We start from the raw sequence: 21,909 nt of genomic DNA on the forward strand, positions 1-21,909 counted from the left end.
ATGTAGACCGTTCGAGCTCGGGCTCGAAGGAAGATTCGGCGAACCCGAAGATATGGAGAACTGATGACGACCACGACTCAGCAGACGCCGACCGCCGAGGAGGAGATGCTGAACTGGGGCCGCCTGCTCATGGATGGCCTGCCTTTTGCCGACATGATTGCTGCTCGCGACCGCGAGCCCGAGGTCAGTTGGTTCGAGTTCTGGATGGAGCGGGCCGACGAGTACGAGGCCATGGGTGATTCCGCCCTCGAGCAAGGACACTCGCTCACCGCTGGCTACTGGTTCTGGGTTGGGTCGATGGCTGCCCAATACGCTCAGTTCCTTTGGTTCGACGAGCGGCGCCCGCGTGGGCAGCTGCGGAAGGCCGAGCTCTACCACCGCGCGGCACCGCTGCTTGATCCGCCGGCCACTCGAGTCGACCTCCCGATCGACGAAACCGTGATCGTCGGGTACCTCCGCCTTCCGAAGGATGCGCGAGGTCCCGTCCCGTGCGCTGTGCTGCTCGGCGGACTCGAAAGCACGAAGGAGGAGTCGTACATGTTCGAGAACCTCCTTCTTGAGCGTGGTGTCGCTACGTTCACCTTCGACGGTCCCGGCCAGGGCGAGATGTTCGAGGACGTTGCTGTCGCCGGCGACTACCACCGGTACACGACTCGCGTGCTCGACCATCTGCTCACCCAGCCCGATCTGGTCGCGAGCGACCGGATCGGCGTGCTTGGGCGCAGCTTGGGCGGTCACTATGCGCTCCGCGCTGCGGCGATGGACGACCGCTTCATCGCCTGCGTGTCCTGGGGCGGATTCATTCAGATGGATGACTGGGACTTCGAATACCCGATGACGAAGCTGAGCTGGAAGTACGTCACGAAGTCGCCGGACCTCGAGACAGCCAGGCTGCGCGTCAAGGACGCCATCGACATTCGCGACGAGCTCGCCGGTCTGACCTGCCCGACGTACATCCTGCACGGTGCGAAGGACGAGACGCCGATCACTGAGGTAGACCTCGTTAAGGAACTAGCTGTCAACGCCGACCTCACGATTGACATTGAGCCTGAGGGCGACCATTGCTGTCACAACCTGGGCCCGGCACCGCGACTTCGGATGGCTGACTGGTTGGCCGACCAACTGCTCAAGTAGAACTCCCCGAGCCCGAGTAACGCAGAACTTCGACGCCCGGCCTCGCTCCCGTCGCGGTCCGTCGACCGCACCCAACGAAAGGTCCGAAATGGACGAGATCAAAGCCGTCGAGCCCGCCACCGTCGACCTGGAGGCCTGGCAGCCAGAGGGGGTCACCATCCACGAAGGCGATCCCGCAGGGCGCGGGTTTACTCTCTACGAGAGCAACGAGAACGGCACCCGCGGCACCGGTGTTTTCGAGTGTGACCCTGGGAAGACCACCTACAAGCTCGAGTTCAACGAGATCATCTACGTCCTCGAGGGAGAGGTTACGATCGAGCTTGAGAACGGGTCCAAGGTCGACCTCAAGACCGGAATGCAAGCGTTCCTGCCGGCCGGACACAACTCGACCTGGACGTTCCACACGAAGTTCAGAGAAGTCTGGGTGCTGACCGACTAGGCCCACATCCCCCGAATGGAGCAACGGGTCCCACGCATCGCGTGGGACCCGTTGCGACTTTCTCGGGCTGCTGCTCGGTGATGCGTCTTCACTACGAGACGAGACTTACTCACGATGCTCACGTGTTCGCCGTACGTCCCAGAGCCAACTTCTGGCCGCGTAGAGAACGCGGCTGGGTTGAACGTGTGCCTACAGGTCGAGCACGAGTGTTCGAGAACGGGCGCGCGACACACACACCATCATCGACTCACCACTCGCTCGAGCCTCAGGCGTGAGGACAGAGTCGCGGTGGTCAGGAATCCCGTCAACGATAAACGTCTCGCATGTCCCACACACCCCTTCCCGGCATGACGCAAGTACGACTACCCCCACCTGGGCCACGGACTCCAGAATGGACTGATCCTGAGAAACCAAGACGGTCACTCCAGATTTCGCCAACTTGACCTCGAACTCGGCAGTTTCTCCAACCCGCGGATCCGCCTGAGGTTGGAATCGTTCAGTCCGGAGCCGTGGGCTTGCTCCCTGAGCCGCAGCAGCCAGCTCTGCTGCCTTCACCATCGTTTCGGGTCCGCAGCAGTAAACGAGACCATCAGATCCCGCATAGTTCATGACCTCATCTAGCGGGATCCATCCATATTCGTCATGCGGAAAGAGACGCACGTTTCCGCCGTACCGTTCCGACAACTCGCCAGCCAGGAGCATGTCTTCCCTGGTCCGCCCGCCATAGCAGAGGACCCAGTCTGCCCTGGCGTCCTCGGCAACCTCGATCATCGGGACTAGCGGTGTGATGCCTATCCCTCCAGCTATGAAGACGTACCTTTGGGCAGGCACGAGCGGGAAGTGGTTCCGCGGGCCCCGCGCCTCGACAATGGTGCCGGGCGTGAGCTTGTCGAAGACGAGCCGCGAGCCACCTCTCCCCCCGTCGACCCGAAGCACAGCGATCCGCCACGTGGTGTCGTTGAGGCCGCCACACAGTGAGTACTGGCGTATGAGGTCAGAGCCAAGTATCAGTTCGATGTGCGCGCCCGGCTGCCACGCCGGCAGTGCCCTGCCACTAGCCTCCCGAAGATCGAGGACTATCACCTCGCCGCGGACTTCTCTGCGGGAGACTTCGAGCAACAGCTCTCCGTCCGGCGCGGTAGCAGACTGCGAAGGAGAGTCAGTGATCCGCAACATTGGCGTAGCTACGGACGACGAGTTCATGGAACTTCAGGATCATCTGATCAGCCTCGGGCGAAAGTTGCCCGCGCATCAACGTCCCTGAGCGCAGGCCGAAGTTCTGAAGCCGGACTGCTTCCGCATCTTCGGCCATCGTCCGCTCCCACATGTTCCCCCAGTCGAGAGCGAATGCAGGCTCGAGATTTTTCCGGGCCCAGGTATGACTCACGAAGCGTGACTTATCCACCGCGACGGGAAGCGTGTACCCCGCGAAGATATGGTAGTCGTCCTTACTAAAGAACGAGCCCGGGTGCAGGAAGACGTACCGCTCCCCAAAGGTCGGATTCATTCCGTGCCGTGCCAGCACTGTCCCGGACTCCCTGTACCCGTTGACGGCGCCCACAAGGTTCGCGGTGACTCGGACCTCTCGATCCTTTAGCGACTTGAACTCCGCGTCGAAGCTCTCAGCGTGAATCGTCGGGCAGTGGTAGCACTCGTTCGCGTTCTCGCACCACGCCTTCCAGTTTCCGTCGATATCCATCGATGTCACGCCTTGGTACACGTAGTCGTTGTCATCGAACGCGAGGTCCCATTCGTGCCCAAGCGCCTCGAGCTCCGGGAACGCGTCCGCAAGCATCCCAGCATCGGGCCTGGGGTTGACAAAGACGAGCCCGTTCCAGATGTCGACCGATGCCTGGCGTAGGGCAACACCTTGTTCGCGCAGCTGCTCTTGCGAGCACATCGGCGCCGCACGAAGAGACCCATCGAGGTTGTAGGTCCAGCCGTGATATTGGCACTGAAGCAATGGCGAGTTCCGGTTCTCTCTGGCCACGGGGTAGGCGCGGTGCTGACATACATTCACCAGCGCCCGAAGCACACCATCACGACCCCGCGTCACAACCAACGGGGTTTGGCCGACATCGACTAGGAGCTGGTCGCCAGGTCGAGAGACGGCCGCGAGCGGCCCCGCAAGCTGCCAAGCACGCGGGAACAATGAGGCTAGCTCAAAGTCAAAGACGTCCGCGTCGCGGTACCAGCGCGTGGGCAGCGTGCCGTGCTCCGACCGGGTGGACTCGTACTCCGACAGCTCTGCAGCAATCTCAAGCGGAATCGTGGGTCTTCCGCGCGAAGCGGACGCTCGACTGGTCACTTTTGTGGCGTTCATCTTCTACTCCTTGATTACATTGAACGTATGCGCCACTTTATCCGCTGCGAACGACTTTTACAATCATATGGATCGCCCTCATGCATCTCACAGCCATCGCATTGCGAGTGGACGCGCTTGGGTGGTCGTCGCAGAGTGGCCACCGGGACGCACCCGCGGGCTTAGTCCCACCGATGCATCGACCTGGTCGAGACGGTGTCGCGTGACCTCTTATGCTGAGGGCGTGCGCCACAGTCAAGGTGATGGCCCGAAGACCGCCTTCGACGGTTTTGACGCCGTAGACCGCAGCCTCATTGAAGTGCTCCAGCGCCATGGGCGCGCGTCGTATAAGGAACTTGCTGCCGCATGCGACGTGCCTGAGGCAACAGCTCGCCGTCGGGTCAATCGACTGCTCGACAGCGGCGTGATCAATGTGGTGGGAGTCCTCAACACCCTCGCGACCGAGTCGACGATCAATGCCCAACTTCAGGTGAGTGTGGACCGGGATCCTCAAGTCGTCGCCCAGGAGATGGCCAAGTGGCCGGAAGTGACGTGGGTGGCACTCAGCGCCGGCCCCTATCCACTGCTCGTCGAGGTGGTCTGCGTCGGGCGCGATGGCGTCGTGGATCTAGTTCGCCGAGTGCACCGAATCGATGGCGTCAACAGCGTGCAAAGTCACATCTATCTCAAGGTGCTCAAGACGATGTACGCCGGGCCGCCCCCCGGAAGCGTCTTGCAATGATTCGTCGACGACGCTCGACCCGGCTAATTGGCACCTCAGCCTGGACATCCCCACATATGGGTCACCATCGCCGGGGTTAGGACACGGCACAAGCACGAGACGCCGAGAAGGGACGTGGTAGCGGGAGGAAGTGATGAGCCGCGGGATACCGTCGCGCGAAGCAGGGCAGTCGCTTGCGTTCGTTCGACCTTGCTCGGGGCTCGCGAGAAGGTCGTATGTCCTCCATTTCAATTCGCGCCGCGGAATGCGCCTCAATAGGTGTCCTAGGCGTCGTTCGTAGGTCAACGCGATTCGGCCGTTCCTGCTGTCCCTGGCCCCGTACGGGAGCCGGGGGCCGCGAATGGTTGCCTGGCACGCCTAGTGGGTTGCCTACAACCTTTCGGCGACCGAACCTTAACGGAATGGGTCGACTAGAGCCGGCGGTCGGCTAGCACAGGAAAGTCCTGACGCACGCGATCCACCATGTCCAAGTCGAGGGTTGCGGTGAGCACGTCCTCACCCGCACCAAGTTCAGCGAGGACCTCACCGGTTGGTGCCACGACCCTGCTGTGCCCGCCCATCTCGATGCCGCTGTGGGTGCCTGCAGTGTTGCACTGCAGGACCCAGGTCTGGTTCTCGATTGCGCGTGCCTGTCCGAGCAGACGCCAGTGCTCGACTCGCGGCATTGGCCAAGCTGCCGGCAGCGCAACCACCTCCGCACCCCGCTCCGCCAACGACCGGAACAACTCCGGGAATCGGAGGTCATAGCACGTCGCTAAGCCGATACGCACCGAGCGACCCTCGTCCCACTCGAGGTTCGCGACTGCCACCTCCTCGCCCGCTTCCAGGAGTTGCGGCTCTCCCTCCCCGAAGCCGAAGCGGTGGATCTTGCGGTAGGTCGTGCGGATCTCGCCCGTGGGTGACAGCAGAAGGGAGGTGTTCCACAGACCCCTGCCTAACGGTCCGCGCGGGCCGCCCTCTACCGCGCGCTCGATGATGGATCCGGCATGGATCCAAGTGGCGGCGTCTCTTGCCAGTTCGGTCAGGCGACCGACCGTCGCGCCAGTCAGCGTCTCTGCGCTTGAGGCCCAGGTGGACGAAGCGAATCCACCGTGCGCCCACAACTCGGGCAGAATCACCAAATCGGCACGGCCCAACCGTTGAACCCAGTCACACACCCGGTCAACACGCTCGACGAGCGACTCCTCGTCGCCATAGCCCACTTGAACCAAGGCGACATCGATGGTGCTCATGGCAGCGTGGGCGCGTCAGCCTCGTCGGCGGGGGCGCTTGCCGAGTTCTTCGCCCCGCCCGACATTGCCCGATGGAGCTTCTCCGGGTTCAGAGGCAGCTCGCGCAAGACTGTCCCGAAGGGAACCAGCGCATCGTTGACGGCGTTAAGGACCGCCGCCGGAGCGGCGATGAGTCCGGACTCGCCCATGCCTTTCACCCCGGATGCCGAGTACTGGGAAGGGGTCTCGATGTGGTGAATTTCGAAGGGAGGAGCGACGTCCATCGTCGGGAGCCCGTAGTCGAGGAACGTCGTGGTCAGAAGCTGGCCGGATTCGTCGTACGCGAGCTCCTCGAACACGGCCGCGCCAATGCCCTGGATGACGCCACCGCGAATCTGTCCCTCGACGATGTTGGGGTTAATGACTGTCCCGCAGTCCTCCACCGAGAAGACCTTCTCGAATCGGATAAACCCAGTCTCCGGGTCGAGCTCGACGATCATCGCGTGCGCACCATTGCTGAACATCGCCCGCGCTGAGTCGTAGGCCTGCGTTGCCTCCAACGTCGGATCGAAGTCCTCGGGCCAAGTGCTCATGTCAAAATAGATCGCACCCGCCACGTCGGCCAAGGGAATCGCCGTGTCGGGCGCGCCCTTGATGGTGGCGGAACCGTCGACCAGCTCGACGTCCTCGACTGCTGCCTCGAGGAGGTTGGCAGCAACGGCACGGACCTTTTCTCGCACGACGCCGGCTGCGCGTGCTACAGCGCCGCCGGCAATGACCGCGCCGCGGCTGCCGATGGTGCCAGATCCGTACGCGTGCATGGTCGATCTGGCGGTCTCGACGACAACGTCCTCGACCTTGAGACCAAGGGTATCTGCGGCCATCTGAGCCATGGTTGTCGCGAGGCCTTGTCCTTGGGCGGAGAGCCCGATCGTCACGTTAGCGGTCCCGTTCGGGTTCAGTCGCACCGTTGCAGTGTCGTGATAGGTGTCCCCGAGGCCGTGCTCTTGGCTACCGGCGGTGCTCTCCCCGCTGCTTTCCACAAAGAAGCTCAGTCCAAGCCCGATGTAGCGTCCTTGGCTGCGGAGCTCAGCCTGTCGCCGTAGAAAGGCTGGGTAGTCGACCATGCGCTCTAGCACGTCGATGGACTCCGTCCAGCTCCCCTCGTCGTACACGATTCCCTGCGGGTTGGTCCAAGGGAAACTGCGGACGACGTTGTGTCTGCGGAAGTCGAACGGCGACATCCCGACGGCGCGGGCGGCCTCGTCCGCGAGGCACTCGCGTGCGAAGGTGCCTGCCATATAGCCGACGCCCCGGTACGCGCCGACTGGTGTCTTGTTGGTCGCGACAGCGGAGAAGGTGTACTCGGCCACAGGAATGTCGTACAGGCCGGTTGGCGTCATAACAACCGCACACCATGGCTCGACGGCCATGGACCAGGGGGCCGCGTGGTAGGCGCCACCGTCACCGAGGGCGTGCGTGCGCACGCCGGTGATCCGGCCCTCCTTGTTAAGCGCGTAGGAGATGTCAACGTACTGTTCGTGGGCGTGGGCGCCGGCCATCAGGTTCTCGCGGCGATCCTCGATCCACTTCACTGGCCGGTCGACCTCACGGGCGAGAAGCGGGAGCACGAACTCCTCGGGGTAGATGTGCGCCTTCTGTCCGAATCCACCGCCTGTGTCTGGCGTGATTACCTCAGCGGACTGCTCGGGAAACCCGAGGTAGGCAGTGAGCATGTACCGCAGGAAGTGGGGCATCTGCGTGTTTGACCATAGCCGCAGCGATTTGGACGCCCAGTCGAAGTCCGCGATGACCCCGCGTGTCTCCATCGGGGCCGCGGAGACACGGCATGTGTAGAACCTTCCCTGAAGGACTTGGTCCGCCGCGTCAAACGCACCTGTTACGTCGCCGAAGGAGGCACCTCCTCGGAGTCCGTAATTGTCAGGCAGCTGGGGATTGGCGATCACCCTGCCCTCGGTGGCTTCGTCGGCGTTGACCACCGCCGGGAGCTCCTCGAAGTCCCAATCGATCAGCTCTAAGGCGTCCTCAGCGGAATACCGCGAATCAGCGACTACCACGGCGATCGGCTCTCCGACGTAGAGGACCTCGTCGTTCGCCAGAAGGGGCATGGTCGTCGGGACGCAACCGTCGACCGCGAATTCTCCGACGAGACCGTCGCAGTACTTGGCGGTATCCGCCCCGGCCCAGACAACGTGTACGCCGTCAGCGTCTCGTGCGGCTGTCAGGTCCATGCGGGTGATCCGGGCGTGCGCCACAGGACTGCGGAGGAACGCCGCGTGCAGCTGGCCGGGAAGGTTGATGTCGGCGATAAATTCTCCACGGCCGCTGAGTAGGCGCGGGTCTTCAGACCGGAGCACGCGGCTTCCGACTGATCGGGCCGCGATCGCCGGCGTGTCCATGTGCTGGTGCTTGTCGAGCTTCTTCACGACGTGTGACCTCCCATTTGAGCCGATGCTTCAGCATCAGCTCCCTCTTCGGCTGCCTGCTCGATCGCCGCGATAATCGTCTGGTAGCCGGTACAACGGCACAGTGATCCAGAGACCGTGTCCACGATCTCGTCACGGCTGGGCGTCGGGTTCTCCTCGAGAAGCGCTGTCGCAGTCATCAGGAAGCCCGCCGTGCAGAAGCCACACTGAAGTCCGTGCTGCTCGCGAAAAGCTCGCTGCAGCGTGTTGAGCTCCTGACCTTCTGACAGGCTCTCGACGGTGCGGACATGGTGTCCGTCGGCCTGCACCGCCAGGGTGAGGCAGGACCGAGCCGGTGCGTCATCGAGGAGGACGGTGCACGAGCCGCAAACCCCGTGCTCACAGCCGAGCTTCGTGCCCGGGAGATGCGCATCGTCGCGGATGAAGTCAGCCAGAGTCTTGCGAGCCTCGACGGCGCCCGTGTACCGACGCCCGTTGATGTTCATTGACACGTCGAGACGTTCTTCAGGAGTAGTAGGCACCTCAGGCTCCGTTCTTGAGTTCGATGACCGCACGCCTGACGAGCGAACTCACCAGTTGGCGTCGATAGTCGCTGCTACCGTGGATGTCAGCTATCGGCCGGACCGACTCGGCGGCCAAGCGTGCAGCCTCGTCGGCCTTCTGCTCATTCAGCTCTGCGTCGGTCAACGCCGCCTCGACGGTGGCCAACCGTGTAACAGCTCCGACGGCGGCACCAACGCTGACGCGCACATCAGCGAGCCTGCCACTTCGTACGTCAGCTGTGGCCGCCACGATGGCCAGGCCGTAGTCGCCAGCCTTAACGGCTGCCTCCTGGAACGACCAGGCGGTCCTCGTGGCAGGGACCGTGACGTGAGTCAGGATCTCCGAATCGTTCATGCTGGTCATGAACGGACCGACAAAGTAGTCGTCCGCCGAAACGTCTCGCTGTCCATTGGGACCGACTAGGTGCATCGTTGCACCTAGCGCGAGGAGGACGGTCGGCCACTCCCCAGACGGGTCGGCATGGGCCGTGCTGCCACCGAACGTCCCCCGCGAGCGAATCTGGGGATGAGCAATGTGCTTCGCGGCTTCGGGGAGGATCGGCACCCGCTCGGCAACCATCTCGGAGCGTTCGATCATCCGGTGCGTAACTCGGGCACCGACGCGGATCACATCTCCCAGGTCTTCGATCTCAGCGAGGCCAGGAACGTGCTGAAGATCGACGAGGATCGAAGGTGCCGCCAGCCTCATGGCGAGCAGGGGCATCAGGCTCTGCCCGCCCGATAGCACCTTCGCGTCAGGATCGGAACCGAGATGCCCGAGAGCCTCCTCGAGCGACCTTGGCGCGACGTACTTGAACTTCGCTGCTTTCATATCGGCCTCCCGGCTCGTTTGCTGCGGTGGATTGCCTTACTTGCCGGCCGAGCGGGCCCGGGCGGAAGCGTAGCCAGCGGCAAAGACGCTGACGAGAGCAGCGATGACCGCGACGAGCGTCCCACCTGCCGGGATGGCCCTCGTCCAGGACATTCCGCCGGCCAGGGCGAGCACGTCGAGGACCTCGTCGTCTCGTCCGTTCGGAACGCTGAACCGCGTTGACGGGGCTCCGGGCGCAGACTGGCGGGTCACCTGGACGCCCTCATTGGACCCATGCTCGGCATCGGGGGCTTCTGCCGAGCCGGCTGCCGGCACGGGCTCGGCGGCGACTGCCGTCCCCCCGCCCTCCGCCACGACCATCTCCTGCAATCGGTCGGCGAACAGGCTCATGAGGGCACCGCTGACATCAGCCAGAACGCCGCGTCCGAACTGTGCAACCTTGCCCGTAAGCGCGAGCTCGGTCTCGACGGTCACCTTCGTGCCGGCTCCCGCTGGGGACAGGCTTGCGGTGACGGTGGCAGTAGCGTCGCCCTGCCCGCGAGCGTCCTTGCCACGAGCGAGGAGCACTGCGCGGTGCGAACTGGCGTCGAGCTCGGTAAATCGAGCGATGCCCTTGTACTCCGCCGTGATAGGGCCGACCTTGATCTTCGCCCGACCGTGGAAATCGTCGCCATCGACGGAGGTGATCGATGCGCCGGGCAGGCAGGGTGCGACCTTCTGCAGATCGGTCAGAAGCGACCAAGTTTGCTCGGGAGGAAGCGCGACCTCGAACTCGTTGAGCAACTGCATGCGATCTCCTTCGTGCGCCGGAGCGCGATATTCGATACATGATCAGGGATGACTGCGGTTCGTACATGGACGCCCGGCATCATGCGGGACGGACCAGCCCGAACCTGTATTGCAGTGCGCCAGCGGGAAAGTCGCCGCCGTGTTGCAGGACTGCGGCCATCGAACGGACCTTCGCGAGGTACCCCTCGCCGACAAGGAGCCGCGCAGGCTCCCACGCCTTGAGTGCCGTCTCGACGTCTCCATTAGCCTGCAACAGTGCCTCGGTCAGCGCCCAGGCATCGTCCGCGGCTTTGGCTGCACCGGCTGCCGCGTGTGGACGAGGCGCGAAGGCAGCGTCGCCCACGAGCACTACTCGTTCAAAAGCCATCTGACGCACTTCGCAGTCGGCGACGATGGTCACGAATGGGGCAGGCGCGCTGGCGATGAGGTCGCCGAACACGTCTGAAAGCCCCGTCTTCGCACGGTTCCGGAATGCGTCCAGACTGCCCGGCGTCAGCGCGTCGAAATGTACCGAGACCGGGCGCCTAGCACCGTCGGCGCCTGTCATCAGGCTGTCAAGCTCAGGGCCTTCCGGCACGTTCCAGTACCACTGGAAGTTCAACCGGGTCGCACCAGTCACCTCGCCCTTTGCTGAAACCTGCCGAATTGGATAGGCAATGATGTGCCCGTCCGGGAGAAGGCCGTAAGTGAAAGCATCCTGGAAAAACTCCCAGGTCTGAGGGGAGACATCTTCCTGGTCCACCATCCCCCGCCATGTCACGTACCCCGCGTAACCGGAACCCACGCCGAGCAACTGCGTGCGGGCGACGGAACCTCCACCGTCAGCACAGACGACCAGATCGGCAGTCACCGCTGAGCCGTCCTCGAAAACAGCCGTTGCGGCGTCCTTCCCAGGTCGGACCTCGATGAGCGCGTGCCCCAGATGGTAGCGATCTAGCCCGAAGACATCGAGCAGCCTCTGGTAGATCGCGTTGTAGGCCGTGAAACGCCAGTCCGCGCCGACCTCGCCTCTGCTCTCGCCGGTCGCGGCGTCGAAGTAGCGCATGGCGCTGCTTGGAACACTGATGTCCTCGAGAGTTGTCGGCGTGCGCTCTAGCAGGTATTGGACGAGCTCGGGCTGAACTACGATCCCGGTCCCGAAACCCGACAAGAGGCGGGGGCTCCGTTCGTATACGTCTACCTCGCAGCCAGCGTCGCGCAACAGATTCGCGGCCGTCAGTCCGCCGATTGAACCACCTACGATGGCGACCTTCGGCATGCTCATCTAGATAACCTTTCTAAGTCCAGCAAGTCAGCTGGAGCGCAGCGGCAATGCGATCGGACGCAACGGCGCGCCGCTGGCACCGCGCAGACGGATGGACGCCGCAATGAGGCAGAACTCATTGACGCCGTCCCGGGAGAGCTCCTCGAGGTTCACCAGCTCGATCATCGGGACGCCTGCCTCCGCAAGGAAGTGGCAGTGCCCGGGGAGCCAGTTGTCCTCGTGCTGCGACGGTCCGACCTCCACGCACTCCTGATCTGCTGCGATCGCGGAGATGCTCTGGCTGGTGAGCCACCTCGCTGCGTCCAGGCTCAGACCGGGAGGGTTTCCGAGCACCTTCGAGCCATCCGGCCAGAATGCCATCCGGCCAGTACGAACGAATACCACGTCGCCGGCTTCGAGCACCAAGCCGCTTGCGTCCAGAGCGTCCTGACAGTCCTGCACTGTAATTGCGTATGAATCCGGGAGGCAGTCGACCCCGTGTCCCTTGGCGATGTCGAGCATCACGCCGCGAGTAATGATCGGGGGAATCGTCTCCGCGCCTCCCTTGGTCCACCCACGGCTGCCAAGGTGCTCCTCCGGGGAGAAGCCGTTGTAGATCTGCCCGTCAACACCGAAGTGGTTTAGCGAGTCGATGTGGGTGCCGGTGTGGGTGTACATGAACACGACGTCCCCGGAGTAGCAGACATGACGGTTGACCGCCTCGCCTGCGCCATTGAGGTCGTCGACCACCGTGCCCGCGGGGGTATGGCTCATGTAGAGCTGGTAACTCGGGTCGCCCGCAGCCTGGAAGCTGGGCATGCCTACGAAGTAGTCGATGCTGAGGTCGTACGTCTTGGTGCCGTCTACACGCTCCAGGATCGCCGCTGACCGCTGCGGGGTGAGGTGGTTCAGCGCGCCCAACTGGTCCTGCGGTCCCCACGGACTGCTACCGATTGTGATACCGGCGTTGACCATCAGGCGTCCTTGCGCTCGAAATCGACAACGGCGCGCGCCTTGAATCGGGGCATCAGACGCTCAACCACGTCCAGGTGGAACGGGTCGTTTGAGTACGCGTCGAGGTCCTCCCACGTCTCGAAGTCCGTGATGAGCACCCCGTCGAACGGGTCTCCGTTGTCGCCGGGGTCGCCGTGGTGGCTGCCGACCTCCCAATGCTTGATGATCGGCAGGGCGCCGGGGAGAGTGTTGAGGATCTCGATGATCTCCTCGTTTTTGTGGCCGTCGGCCACCTGCCAAGAAAAGACGTGCCGAATCATTGATGACTCCTCCACGAACGCGGGTGATGCGCGGGTGCGCTGCGTCAGTCTGGAAGTGTGTGAACTGCAACGCCTCTGCATGCACCGACAGAATCTGGTGGCGATTTGCAGGAATTGTGAAGACCGCCTCGCAACGGCCCTAGCGATGCGGTCTGTTCAATCGGGGTGTCGTCTCACAGGCCGGTCTCGCTGGGATGGTCCTCGCTCAGCAGAGCAACATGAAGCTCGGTGGCATCCCGGAGCACATCGGAGAGTCGCAGCGCGATCGATAGCTCGTCGCGCCTCGAGCTGATGGCGAAGCCGAGCCGATCCTCGATCGACTTGAGCCGGTACGCGACAGTTCGCTCGTGGACGCGAATTCGCGCAGCTGTGGCAGCAGCGTTCTGCCCGGTGTCGAAATAGGTTCGCAATGTCGTTCGGAGGAGCTCCGTCCGCGCGTCGTCCTCGCCTAGCGGGCCTAATTCGCTGATCATGAAGTCTCTCGCCGCGGGGAGATCCCGGAGGACAACGCTCTCAAGGGCGACGTCGCGATACCGCGTCAGGGGCTTGGGACGCAACCGGCCCACTCGATAGGCTTGCCAGGCTTGTCGGTGCCCCTGGCGGAACCCGGCGGTTTCAGCCGCGGCTCCACCAATAGCTAGGTAGGTTGCCGGCGGTGGACTGAAGGCCGCTAAGTTCCGCTCCAGAGCCTCTCCGATGCGGCTTCCTCCCAGCCAGGCAAGGTGTGTGCCGCCGGTTCCTTCCACCACGAGCAATGCTGCCTGCAATCGGGCGGCCATAGCATCTAAGGCCGCGCGCGGGGCATTGCCCCAGGCGACAATGGCCACGTGCTCGAGCTTGAGGTTGTAGCCGAGTTGCTCAGTGTCTGTCGGTACGCCGTTAATGAGATCGGTGATAACTGCTCGGCGCTGTCGGTCACGGCTGTGAAAGAAATAGGCGTTCTTTTCACGTTCGTAGGCAGCCACCACATCGTGGGTGACGAGGTCATTCCAGGCGAAGTGGTACTCGGCAGCTTGTTTGAGAACGGCGACCTGCCTCGCTGTGTCCGGAACCACGCGCACCGCGGTGTCTAGGATCCGGTTCCACAAGACGACCTGGCCGATCCGCCGGGTCTGAAGCAGATCGGTCAGATCGATTCCGACTTGAGCAGCGATCCGAGCTTCCTGCAAGGCACCTTCGGAAGCGCCGTCTGGAAGTTGTCTCGCGTGGCGAAGACCTTGGACGATGCTTGTCACCGCACCGTGGATGCTGGGCCCTTCCGCCTCAAGTAACATGGGATCGCTGCGGCGGTAAAAGTTCGGTGCGCCAGACCGCGTCCGCTGCCTGATCTCATCGGCGATGGCTGGAATCTCGCTAGCCAACGCGTCGGCGATCGCACGGAGATCGTGCTCGATCGACATGGCCGAATTGTACGTGTTCACCTTGCTGGAGACCGGTGCGTTGGTGCCGTCCTGCATGGGAACTCCGTCCCTTGGTCGTTGTCGGGCGGGGTCCGAGATCGACCGCCGGACTCTGGTCCGCCGCACGGGACGTCCACCGGATGGCCAACTTCCGGTCCCGGTCGATCGTCTCCAAACCACCGGCTCCAGTCGAGTACAGCAGCCTCCTAAGGTCGCGTACGAGAAGCGCTAAGTCGGCGGCGCCGTGGGGGCGTGGCGACCGCCACACCCCCACGCCAATTAGGAGCCGGAACCCCAGACCTTCTCGAACACCGGCTTGTAATCGATGCCGATCTGACCAACGTCGAAAGCCGTCCCCTTCGGAGGCAGGTTGTGGTCACGGTCGAAGACCGACAGCCCAACACCCGACTTCACGTTGTCCTCGCCCGCGAAGTAGCGGTTGATCATGTCAGCCGCCGACCACGCCTCGTACGAACCGTCGTAAGTCCATCCTGCGTCCTGCCCTTTGTTGTCGTGAACAAGGTCAACATTGGCGGCATAACCGCTACCAGAGACGACTTCGACGGAGTCATTGCGTCCTGATGCAACTACCGCGGCACCACCTCCGGCCGTCACTAGGTCGTCGTAAGACAGCGCCATCCCATTCGCGTTGGGGTTACGCAGAAGGGCAGTCGAGACCTTGTCCTGCAGCGACGGGCCGAAGTCAGCGATGCGAATGGGGACCTCCGTGACCTTGCAGTCGGGGCACAGCTCACTCATCTTCTTCTGGAACCCGTCGTGAACGGCCTTAGTAATGACGAGTTCGTTGTTGCTGACCTCGATGACATCAGCATCTGCCCCAAGCTTCGCAAGCAGCCAGATAGCCTCCGAGGCACCGAGGGCTTGACCCCAGTCAATGAAATTGCCTTCGGAGAACTGCAGGCTCCGCTCGTAGTAGGAAGGAGCGCTGGGATCGACGTCGCTGCAGTCGGCTGCTTCCTGGGAGAACACCGGAATATTGGCCTTCTTCGCCTCGTCGAGCGCGGTGCGGACTAGTGGGCAGTCGATGGAGTAGAGCCAGATTGCGTCGACGCCCTGCGCGATTGCCTGGCGGATACCTTCCTGGTACTCGGACGGTTCGTACTTTCCGTCGTAAACGCTCAAGTCCCAACCGAGCAGGCCCGCAGCTTCCCGCGCACCCTTCGACTGCGAAGTTCCAGTAGGCGACTGCAGGCCAGAGCTGACGAGCGCCACCTTGTATCCGGGCTGCGCCGCAGGCCCTGTGGCAGGCGGCTCCGCGAAGGTGCCTTTACCGTAGAGCTTCTCGAGCTGGGCGTTTGCCTGCTTGGCGACATCGTCGTCGGCGCTGCCCTTAGAAGTTCCGGCACTACCGCCTTCGGTGCTGCAACCGGCAGCGGCAATAAGCACAGCGAGGACCGCGATGACACCGGCCGCTCGCCGCGCTCGTCCGTTGTTGTTAGAACGCATGGTTCCCTCTTTCGATTGCAATGAGTGGTACGGGCCATGACCCGCGGGGATGCAAGATGGCGCCCGGCGACGCTGCCGGCTCCATCGGTGATGCACGAACCCGAGAGAGTGGTGCGTGACTAAACGGTGTCGGCCACGATTTCGGCTACGACACGGTCGGCGGTCTCGAGTGCACCTTCGATATAGCCGGGGAAGAGCACCGAAACGTCAGAGCCAGCGAAGTGGATTCGCCCGTGCTGTTCTCCGAGTGACTTGTGGGCCCGAGTCGCTTGCCCGATGCGGGGTGACACCCACGGCGCTCGGACGTATGGGTCGGCGGTCCAGTCATGACAGTCAGTTCCGACCACAACCGCCTCGGGTAGGTAGTGGTGGACGGCGTCCTCGATGGCAGCGGCGTCGTGAGGGTCGAGGCTTTCACGATCGGTGAAGCCCACAAGGATGCGGCCGCCGTCGGAAGTCGGAAGGTAGTCGTAGAGGGTCGGGAAAACTCCATCTCCAGTGCACGAGATGCCGGCCGGGACCCCGCGGACCTGGACCAGGACCTTCAAGCCCCGACCTCCGTGACCCTCGGCGACGACATCGGCTCGGGGGCCGACCAGACTCGGCTCGAACCGCACGTCGCCCATGGCATTGAGCGGCGTAGCCATTACCACGTGATTGGCGCGAAGCACACGGTGATCGCCGTACGAGACTTCGACGTGGTTACCGTCCTGCCGAAGGTGACGCACGGTCTCACCCAGTCGGAGGTCTGGCACCTGATAAGCCATCGCTGATGTCAGAGTGCCCGTGCCCTCCGCCATCACTTCGTCGAGGGAAAGGATTACGCCGAGCACCGAGTAGCCGTGCGACGCGATGACCTGGAGCATCCAAAGTGCCGATGCGTTCTCAACCCGTTGACCCAGCATGTTCCAGATCCAAGATCTCAACAGCTGGTCAGTTACTGGAGGTGCCTTAAGTGCATCGAGGTAGTCGCGAGCCGAGATGTCGAGGTCTTCTAGCCCCTGATTCTCGAGACCTAGCGCGGGGTCGATCCGGTGGGCGTCACGGACCATCTCGTAGAGGACTCGCTCGGTCTCGACGGCCTCCTCAACGGGGATGGGAAGCGCGGCTTGGCGCTGGGCAGGCCCGAGCTTGTTGCGAAACGTGGTGAACGGCGCAGCTGGTTGCGTGGCGATCCGGTAGCGGTCAACCTCAGCCGCGAGACGACCATGGTGATGGCGGTGGAAGTAGGCGCCCCCAACTTCGACGATCGTCCCAGGATCAGTAGTTGACTCCCGGCTGTAGGCACGACCACCCACGCGATTAGAGGCCTCGAGAAGAACGACTGAATGGCCCGCCTCGCTGAGATCTCGGGCCGCACGGAGGCCGGCGAAACCAGCTCCGGCAACCACGACGTCGACGTTGTCCACGGCTCATCCTTTCGTTCGCGTGAGCCACATCTTCACGAAGCCAGGGGTTCACCGGCGTTGCCCGCTTTGGACGATTTGTGGGTGATTCCTATCACTATCTGCACAAACCGAGGTCGGATCTCTATGAGGCCGGGCAATCCAGCCGTCAGCGCCTGGCGTCAGTCGGCCCAGGGTACGAGGTCCAGGCGGATGACTCGTCGAGGTCGCGCGGCTCGAGTAGCTGGTTCAGCCGGAGAAGACATCCGTGCCTTCACAACGACCGCTCCAAGTTTCACGGATTCCGAATAACAAGAGGTGAGGCGAAAGCTTCACGATTGGCTACCCCTCTTACCCGGAAAGCCACTTCGATCTGTGATCACACTGTTGCTTCAGGTTGGCGCGTGAGCGCACGACCTCTCGAGTTTCCTACTCGCCGGGGACCTGCACCACTGGTCGTTGGCCCAGCACCTCACGCCCAACGCTCGCAGACCGCGCCGGTGATGCTGCAAGAGGAACTCTGGGAACGCATGCGCGCTCTCCCCCTTGCATACATGGCGCCTACGCTCGTCTCGGTATCGCACGCGAGAGCGTTGCACCTCGTTGAGGGCGTTGGCGAGGCCGAGCCCGACCATTTTCAAGCCGGCCGCGAGTTCGCTCACCTTCACCCTCATTCCGACGGAAGCCTGCACCTTTCGCTCCCGGAGTGGGTCAAGGAGCAGGCGGTGGAAGCCGGTTGGGGCGAACGTCACCCCGTCCAGAACGCGCTGATGGTCTACGGACCACGCGATCGCTTCGAACTAGAGGTTGCATGGACTCTGGTTCAGCTCTGCTACCAGTGGGCGCTGGACGAACTCGAGTGAGGTCCGGGATTCGAGCGGCCGATCAGGGTCGCAGGGCGACGATGCTCACGCGTCGACACGACGCGGATGCCACTCTCCTGCCGCTGCATGTTCGACAATAGCGAGGGGCTATGAACTTATCTCTCGAGGTCGCACGCCAGGTCGTGCGTCGCGTACATCTCGAAGCTGGCGCCCTTCATCTTCGGCCTCTCACGGTCGTCGTTCTCGACGCAGGAGGACATGTCATCGTGGCTGAACGCGCGGACAACTCTCCATTCGGTCTCTTCGAGATCGCGCGCGCCAAGGCATATGGAGCGCTCGCGCTTGGCATGAGTTCTCGCAGCATCATGGACAGGGCCGAAGCGCAGCCCTACTTCGTCGCATCGGCAACCGCCGCCTTGGGGGGGCGACTCATGCCCGTGCCGGGCGGGGTGCTGATCCACGATGGGGAAAAGAATCCAGTCGGCGCTTTGGGAGTGTCTGGAGACCTATCGGACAACGACGAGTTGGTTGGCGTGAAGGCGGTCAACGCGATGGGACTGACCGCGCATGGGCACTGACAGGACGAATGCTGCAACGTGTGGCTTGTACGGCAGCCTTTCGAACTCTCAACCGAGGCACGAGCGCGCCGTCTGGCTGTTCCGGCATTTGAAGCCCGAGTAGAAGGAGTCGCAACGTGCCGCCTGCTGACCATCACAAAATCCTCTTTCAGCCTATTTCTATTGGGCCCAAGACCCTTCGCAACCGGTTCTACAACGTTCCTCACGGCACCGCGTACGGGGTCCTTCGACCGGCGACCTGGGCGTCTTACCGGGGCGTTCGCGCCGAGGGCGGATGGGCGGCCGTGTCGACGGAGTTTTCAGCTGTCGATCCCAGTAGCGACGAGTTCCCGTTGCACTCGAGCGACATCTGGGACGAGGAAGACGCTCGGCGCCACAGGTTGATGGTTGAGTCGGTGCACGCACATGGTGCACTCGCCGGAATCGAGCTTCACCACGGCGGCGCTCATGCAATGCGTCGAATCTCCCGCGAGCCCGCACTCTCCCCCTCGGGATTGGCGTCTGAACTTGCGCCCCCAGCGGGTCCTCCAGGGACCCCGAAGGCTATGACTCGGGACGACATCGAGAGGATCGAAGAAGCTTTCGTTAAGGCCGCTGTGCGCGCGCGCGACGTGGGCTATGACATCGTCGATGTGCTTGCAGGTTACGGCTACCTCTTCGCGCAGTTCCTGTCGCCGTTCCACAACCACCGAACGGACATGTACGGGGGCTCCCTGGAGAATCGCGCCAGGTTTTGGCTGGAGACCCTCAGCCGAATTCGCGAAGCCATAGGCGCCGACTGCACCATCGCGACTCGGTTGGCGATCGAGACGCAGGGTCCTTGGGGACACAGTCTCGACGACAGCGTCGAGTTGGTCCGCATGGCCGACTCACTAATCGACCTCTGGGACCTGAACGTCGGATCCGTCTTGGACTGGGGAACCGACATCAGCCCCTCACGAAACATCCCCGAAGGCCGCAACCTCAAGCTGTTCGAACGGATTCGGAGTGCCACGGACAAGCCAATAGTAGGGGTATCCCGATGGAGCAGTCCTGACCTGATGGCACAGGCCGTTCGATCCGGGATCATCGACATCATCGGGTCTGCTCGTCAATCGATCGCAGACCCCTTCTTCCCCCGCAAGGTCCAAGAGGGCCGCATCGAGGACATCCGCGAATGCATGGGTATCAACCAGTGCATCAGCAGCCTGGACCGGGGCAACATGATCTGCGCACAAAATGCCACTGCCGGCGAGGAATACCGGCGAGGCTGGCACCCAGAACGGTTCGATTCACTGACACACCCCGACGTCAGCGTCCTCGTTGTGGGCGCCGGTCCGTCTGGAATGGAGGCCGCCATCGGCCTCGCTAAGCGAGGTGCCGAGATGGTGCACCTAGTAGACGCTGCTGAACATCTCGGCGGACATCTTCGACCAGTTGTCGGTCTGCCAGGCCTGCAAGAGTGGGGTCGGTTCATCGACCACCGGATGATTCAGATCGACAAGCTCCCAAACCTTCAGTTCATCCCCTCGGCGAGAATGAGCGCCGCCGACGTCCGTAATTACGGTGCCACGCACGTGGTCGTGGCCACGGGCGCCCATTGGTTAAACACCGGCACTACACCTGACACACATGGGCCGCTCGACGGAGTCATGGATGGCGGTGATTGGGTGTTCACCCCCGAGCAACTCATCGTGGAGGGCAAACGTCCCGCTGCAGGGAGTCACGTCACGGTCTACGACGCCGAGGGCGTCTACATGGGTGCTGCTCTCGCCCAACTTCTCGCCGACGAGGGGTACAGAGTATCTATCGTCACACCGCACGGGCAGATAGCAGCCGAGTGCGACTTGACCCTGGACGGACCGGCGATCAGGGCGAAGCTTCACCGCACCGGTGTGAATATGCATCGGGAAGTCATGTTGACCGCAGCCCACCACGGTGAGCTCGTCGGAGTTGGTGAGTTTGAGGCGCCCTTCTCGTTGGAGACCGACGCGCTGGTCCTGGTGACGATGCGCAAGCCGTGTGATGGCTTGTACCAGGAGCTCAGCGGTGACCCTCAAGCGCTGGCTGACAGCGGCATCGATGCCGTCTATTGCATCGGGGACGCATTGTCGCCGCGACCAATTGCAGAAGCGATGTTCGATGGCCACCGTCTGGCACGCGAATTCGAGTCACCAGACCCCTCAATCGCACTTCCTTACAAGCGGGAGCCATTAGCGCTGCTAGCAGAGGGCCGCATCGAGCACTCGGAAACTGGGCGGCACTGACCCATGAGCGATGGAGGTTCACCCGGGCCTGATTGCGCCAGTACAGTGCTGTCGCCTACGCGGTTGCGGTGAGCCCGCTTCGCGCTGTCGATGACGATGCGATTGCCTTCAACTAGCTACCGCGAAGCAACTGGGCGTTGCCGTCTCGAATGACCGCACGCCAATCGAGCAGCGTCCGTCGAGAATCGGCCATCCTCAGGCCGTGCCGGTGTCCTCTGCCTGGACCGGTCCAATTTTGACGGCGACTACGCCGCCCATCTCGCCCTGTTCTTCAAGGCGACGAGTCACGTTCACGATGGCCCAAGCTCGCGAAGATTCAAGATTCTCGAAACCGCAGGATGCGGCGAACATGATGAGCGCGTGGTGCAGCAACTTGAAGGAAATAGTCACCGCGTCCGCTAAAGCGGTCGCGAGATCTGCGACGTACGCGGACCCATCGACACTCTGACTTGCAGCACTAGGGGCAACCCGCGCCAGCAGGGGGGAGACGCTCGACAGGCGGGCGGCCAGCAGCGCCAAACCCGGATCAGGTACCGAATCAAGCGTCGCTCTGAGAGTGACGACCTCTTCGGCGGGTGCCGAGTATGAAAGCGCGCCTTCTCCTCCGGAACGCACTCCCAAGAATTCTGCTGCTGCAACGCGAGCCGCGAGGTCGGCAGCGGAATGCGACAGCACTATGTGTAGAGCACCTGCTGCCGCGGTCACGTTGTCCTCGACCCGTGCACCGAGGAGCTTGCGCTCGCGAAGAAGGTCATACTCTCCGTCGTTAAGCGCGGAGTTGGTCAACACCTGAGTCTCGTTCAGCACACGCCCGAGTCGCTTCCTGACCAGTCCAGATACGGCATGATGCGGATCTAGCGCGTCAGCGTCGTACAGTATCGAAGCGGGCGCCGGAGCGCCGAACATGCCTAGTAGTTCCGTCTCGACGTCAAGACCGACCGAGATTGCGAGAAGTCGCGTCTGCGCGGCGCGGCGCGGCTCGTCCACATTCGAATGCTAGCGCGGAACCGTACCCAGCGCTCTCCGGACCGGTCGTGGTGATTGCGGTCGAGGG

General features: G+C 62.9%; 20 protein-coding genes. 6 read left to right on the forward strand and 14 right to left on the reverse strand.

Annotated elements, in window-relative coordinates:
- Nucleotides 1–63 precede the first annotated feature (63 nt).
- Together ABLE68_RS07445 and ABLE68_RS07450 are read left to right on the forward strand one after the other, a co-directional pair.
- On the forward strand, nucleotides 64–1,134 hold the full coding sequence (locus ABLE68_RS07445) for an alpha/beta hydrolase family protein (RefSeq protein ID WP_348870683.1): 1,071 nt from the start codon (nucleotides 64–66) through the stop codon (nucleotides 1,132–1,134).
- 88 nt (nucleotides 1,135–1,222) lie between these two features.
- Entirely contained in the window at nucleotides 1,223–1,573 is a 351-nt protein-coding gene (locus ABLE68_RS07450; protein WP_348870684.1) for a cupin domain-containing protein, read from the forward strand.
- A gap of 189 nt (nucleotides 1,574–1,762) precedes the next feature.
- Here the strand turns inward: ABLE68_RS07450 and ABLE68_RS07455 are convergent, their stop codons facing one another.
- Complete coding sequence (locus ABLE68_RS07455) at nucleotides 1,763–2,776, reverse strand: PDR/VanB family oxidoreductase (RefSeq protein ID WP_348870685.1); 1,014 nt, start codon at nucleotides 2,774–2,776, stop codon at nucleotides 1,763–1,765.
- Entirely contained in the window at nucleotides 2,733–3,896 is a 1,164-nt protein-coding gene (locus ABLE68_RS07460; RefSeq protein ID WP_348870686.1) for an aromatic ring-hydroxylating oxygenase subunit alpha, read from the reverse strand. The genes ABLE68_RS07455 and ABLE68_RS07460 overlap by 44 nt, the downstream gene beginning before the upstream one ends.
- A 202-nt stretch (nucleotides 3,897–4,098) precedes the next feature.
- On the opposite strand from ABLE68_RS07460, the gene ABLE68_RS07465 reads away from it, so the two are divergent.
- Complete coding sequence (locus tag ABLE68_RS07465; RefSeq protein WP_348870687.1) at nucleotides 4,099–4,617, forward strand: Lrp/AsnC family transcriptional regulator; 519 nt, start codon at nucleotides 4,099–4,101, stop codon at nucleotides 4,615–4,617.
- Nucleotides 4,618–5,027: 410 nt separating this feature from the next.
- Here ABLE68_RS07465 and ABLE68_RS07470 read toward each other — a convergent pair whose 3' ends face one another.
- From ABLE68_RS07470 to ABLE68_RS07520, 11 genes are all read right to left on the reverse strand, one after another.
- Nucleotides 5,028–5,849: a carbon-nitrogen family hydrolase gene (locus ABLE68_RS07470; protein ID WP_348870688.1), complete on the reverse strand. Its 822-nt coding sequence runs from the start codon at nucleotides 5,847–5,849 to the stop codon at nucleotides 5,028–5,030.
- On the reverse strand, nucleotides 5,846–8,275 hold the full coding sequence (locus tag ABLE68_RS07475) for a xanthine dehydrogenase family protein molybdopterin-binding subunit (RefSeq protein WP_348870689.1): 2,430 nt from the start codon (nucleotides 8,273–8,275) through the stop codon (nucleotides 5,846–5,848). Before ABLE68_RS07475 ends, ABLE68_RS07470 begins: the two co-directional genes overlap by 4 nt.
- Nucleotides 8,272–8,760 carry a (2Fe-2S)-binding protein gene (locus tag ABLE68_RS07480; protein ID WP_348873242.1) on the reverse strand — a complete coding sequence of 163 codons (489 nt, stop codon included), beginning with the start codon at nucleotides 8,758–8,760 and terminating at the stop codon, nucleotides 8,272–8,274. The genes ABLE68_RS07475 and ABLE68_RS07480 overlap by 4 nt, the downstream gene beginning before the upstream one ends.
- A gap of 37 nt (nucleotides 8,761–8,797) precedes the next feature.
- Nucleotides 8,798–9,649 carry an FAD binding domain-containing protein gene (locus ABLE68_RS07485; protein WP_348870690.1) on the reverse strand — a complete coding sequence of 284 codons (852 nt, stop codon included), beginning with the start codon at nucleotides 9,647–9,649 and terminating at the stop codon, nucleotides 8,798–8,800.
- Between the two features lie 36 nt (nucleotides 9,650–9,685).
- Nucleotides 9,686–10,438, reverse strand: coding sequence for an SRPBCC family protein (locus ABLE68_RS07490; protein ID WP_348870691.1), 753 nt, complete (start codon nucleotides 10,436–10,438; stop codon nucleotides 9,686–9,688).
- Between the two features lie 79 nt (nucleotides 10,439–10,517).
- Nucleotides 10,518–11,702, reverse strand: a complete 1,185-nt coding sequence (locus ABLE68_RS07495) for an FAD binding domain-containing protein (protein WP_348870692.1) — start codon at nucleotides 11,700–11,702, stop codon at nucleotides 10,518–10,520.
- 27 nt (nucleotides 11,703–11,729) lie between these two features.
- Complete coding sequence (locus ABLE68_RS07500) at nucleotides 11,730–12,656, reverse strand: cyclase family protein (RefSeq protein WP_348870693.1); 927 nt, start codon at nucleotides 12,654–12,656, stop codon at nucleotides 11,730–11,732.
- Nucleotides 12,656–12,955, reverse strand: a complete 300-nt coding sequence (locus ABLE68_RS07505; protein WP_348870694.1) for a Dabb family protein — start codon at nucleotides 12,953–12,955, stop codon at nucleotides 12,656–12,658. The genes ABLE68_RS07500 and ABLE68_RS07505 overlap by 1 nt, the downstream gene beginning before the upstream one ends.
- Nucleotides 12,956–13,128: 173 nt before the next feature.
- The gene (locus tag ABLE68_RS07510; protein ID WP_348870695.1) at nucleotides 13,129–14,412 is read right to left on the reverse strand and encodes a PucR family transcriptional regulator; all 1,284 of its coding nucleotides are present in this window, start codon (nucleotides 14,410–14,412) and stop codon (nucleotides 13,129–13,131) included.
- 222 nt (nucleotides 14,413–14,634) lie between these two features.
- Nucleotides 14,635–15,822, reverse strand: a complete 1,188-nt coding sequence (locus ABLE68_RS07515) for a sugar ABC transporter substrate-binding protein (RefSeq protein ID WP_348870696.1) — start codon at nucleotides 15,820–15,822, stop codon at nucleotides 14,635–14,637.
- A 119-nt stretch (nucleotides 15,823–15,941) separates the two neighbouring features.
- Nucleotides 15,942–17,231, reverse strand: a complete 1,290-nt coding sequence (locus ABLE68_RS07520; protein WP_348870697.1) for a flavin monoamine oxidase family protein — start codon at nucleotides 17,229–17,231, stop codon at nucleotides 15,942–15,944.
- A 479-nt stretch (nucleotides 17,232–17,710) separates the two neighbouring features.
- On the opposite strand from ABLE68_RS07520, the gene ABLE68_RS07525 reads away from it, so the two are divergent.
- The 3 genes from ABLE68_RS07525 (at nucleotide 17,711) to ABLE68_RS07535 (ending at nucleotide 20,855) form a co-directional block, all read left to right on the forward strand.
- Nucleotides 17,711–18,070, forward strand: a complete 360-nt coding sequence (locus ABLE68_RS07525) for a luciferase domain-containing protein (protein WP_348873243.1) — start codon at nucleotides 17,711–17,713, stop codon at nucleotides 18,068–18,070.
- A 110-nt stretch (nucleotides 18,071–18,180) separates the two neighbouring features.
- Complete coding sequence (locus tag ABLE68_RS07530) at nucleotides 18,181–18,609, forward strand: GlcG/HbpS family heme-binding protein (RefSeq protein ID WP_348870698.1); 429 nt, start codon at nucleotides 18,181–18,183, stop codon at nucleotides 18,607–18,609.
- Between the two features lie 116 nt (nucleotides 18,610–18,725).
- Nucleotides 18,726–20,855, forward strand: a complete 2,130-nt coding sequence (locus tag ABLE68_RS07535; protein WP_348870699.1) for an oxidoreductase — start codon at nucleotides 18,726–18,728, stop codon at nucleotides 20,853–20,855.
- Between the two features lie 195 nt (nucleotides 20,856–21,050).
- Here the strand turns inward: ABLE68_RS07535 and ABLE68_RS07540 are convergent, their stop codons facing one another.
- Nucleotides 21,051–21,842, reverse strand: a complete 792-nt coding sequence (locus ABLE68_RS07540) for a hypothetical protein (protein WP_348870701.1) — start codon at nucleotides 21,840–21,842, stop codon at nucleotides 21,051–21,053.
- Nucleotides 21,843–21,909 lie beyond the last annotated feature (67 nt).

The organism is Nocardioides pollutisoli, from assembly GCF_040045055.1.
GTDB lineage: Bacteria > Actinomycetota > Actinomycetes > Propionibacteriales > Nocardioidaceae > Nocardioides > Nocardioides tweenelious.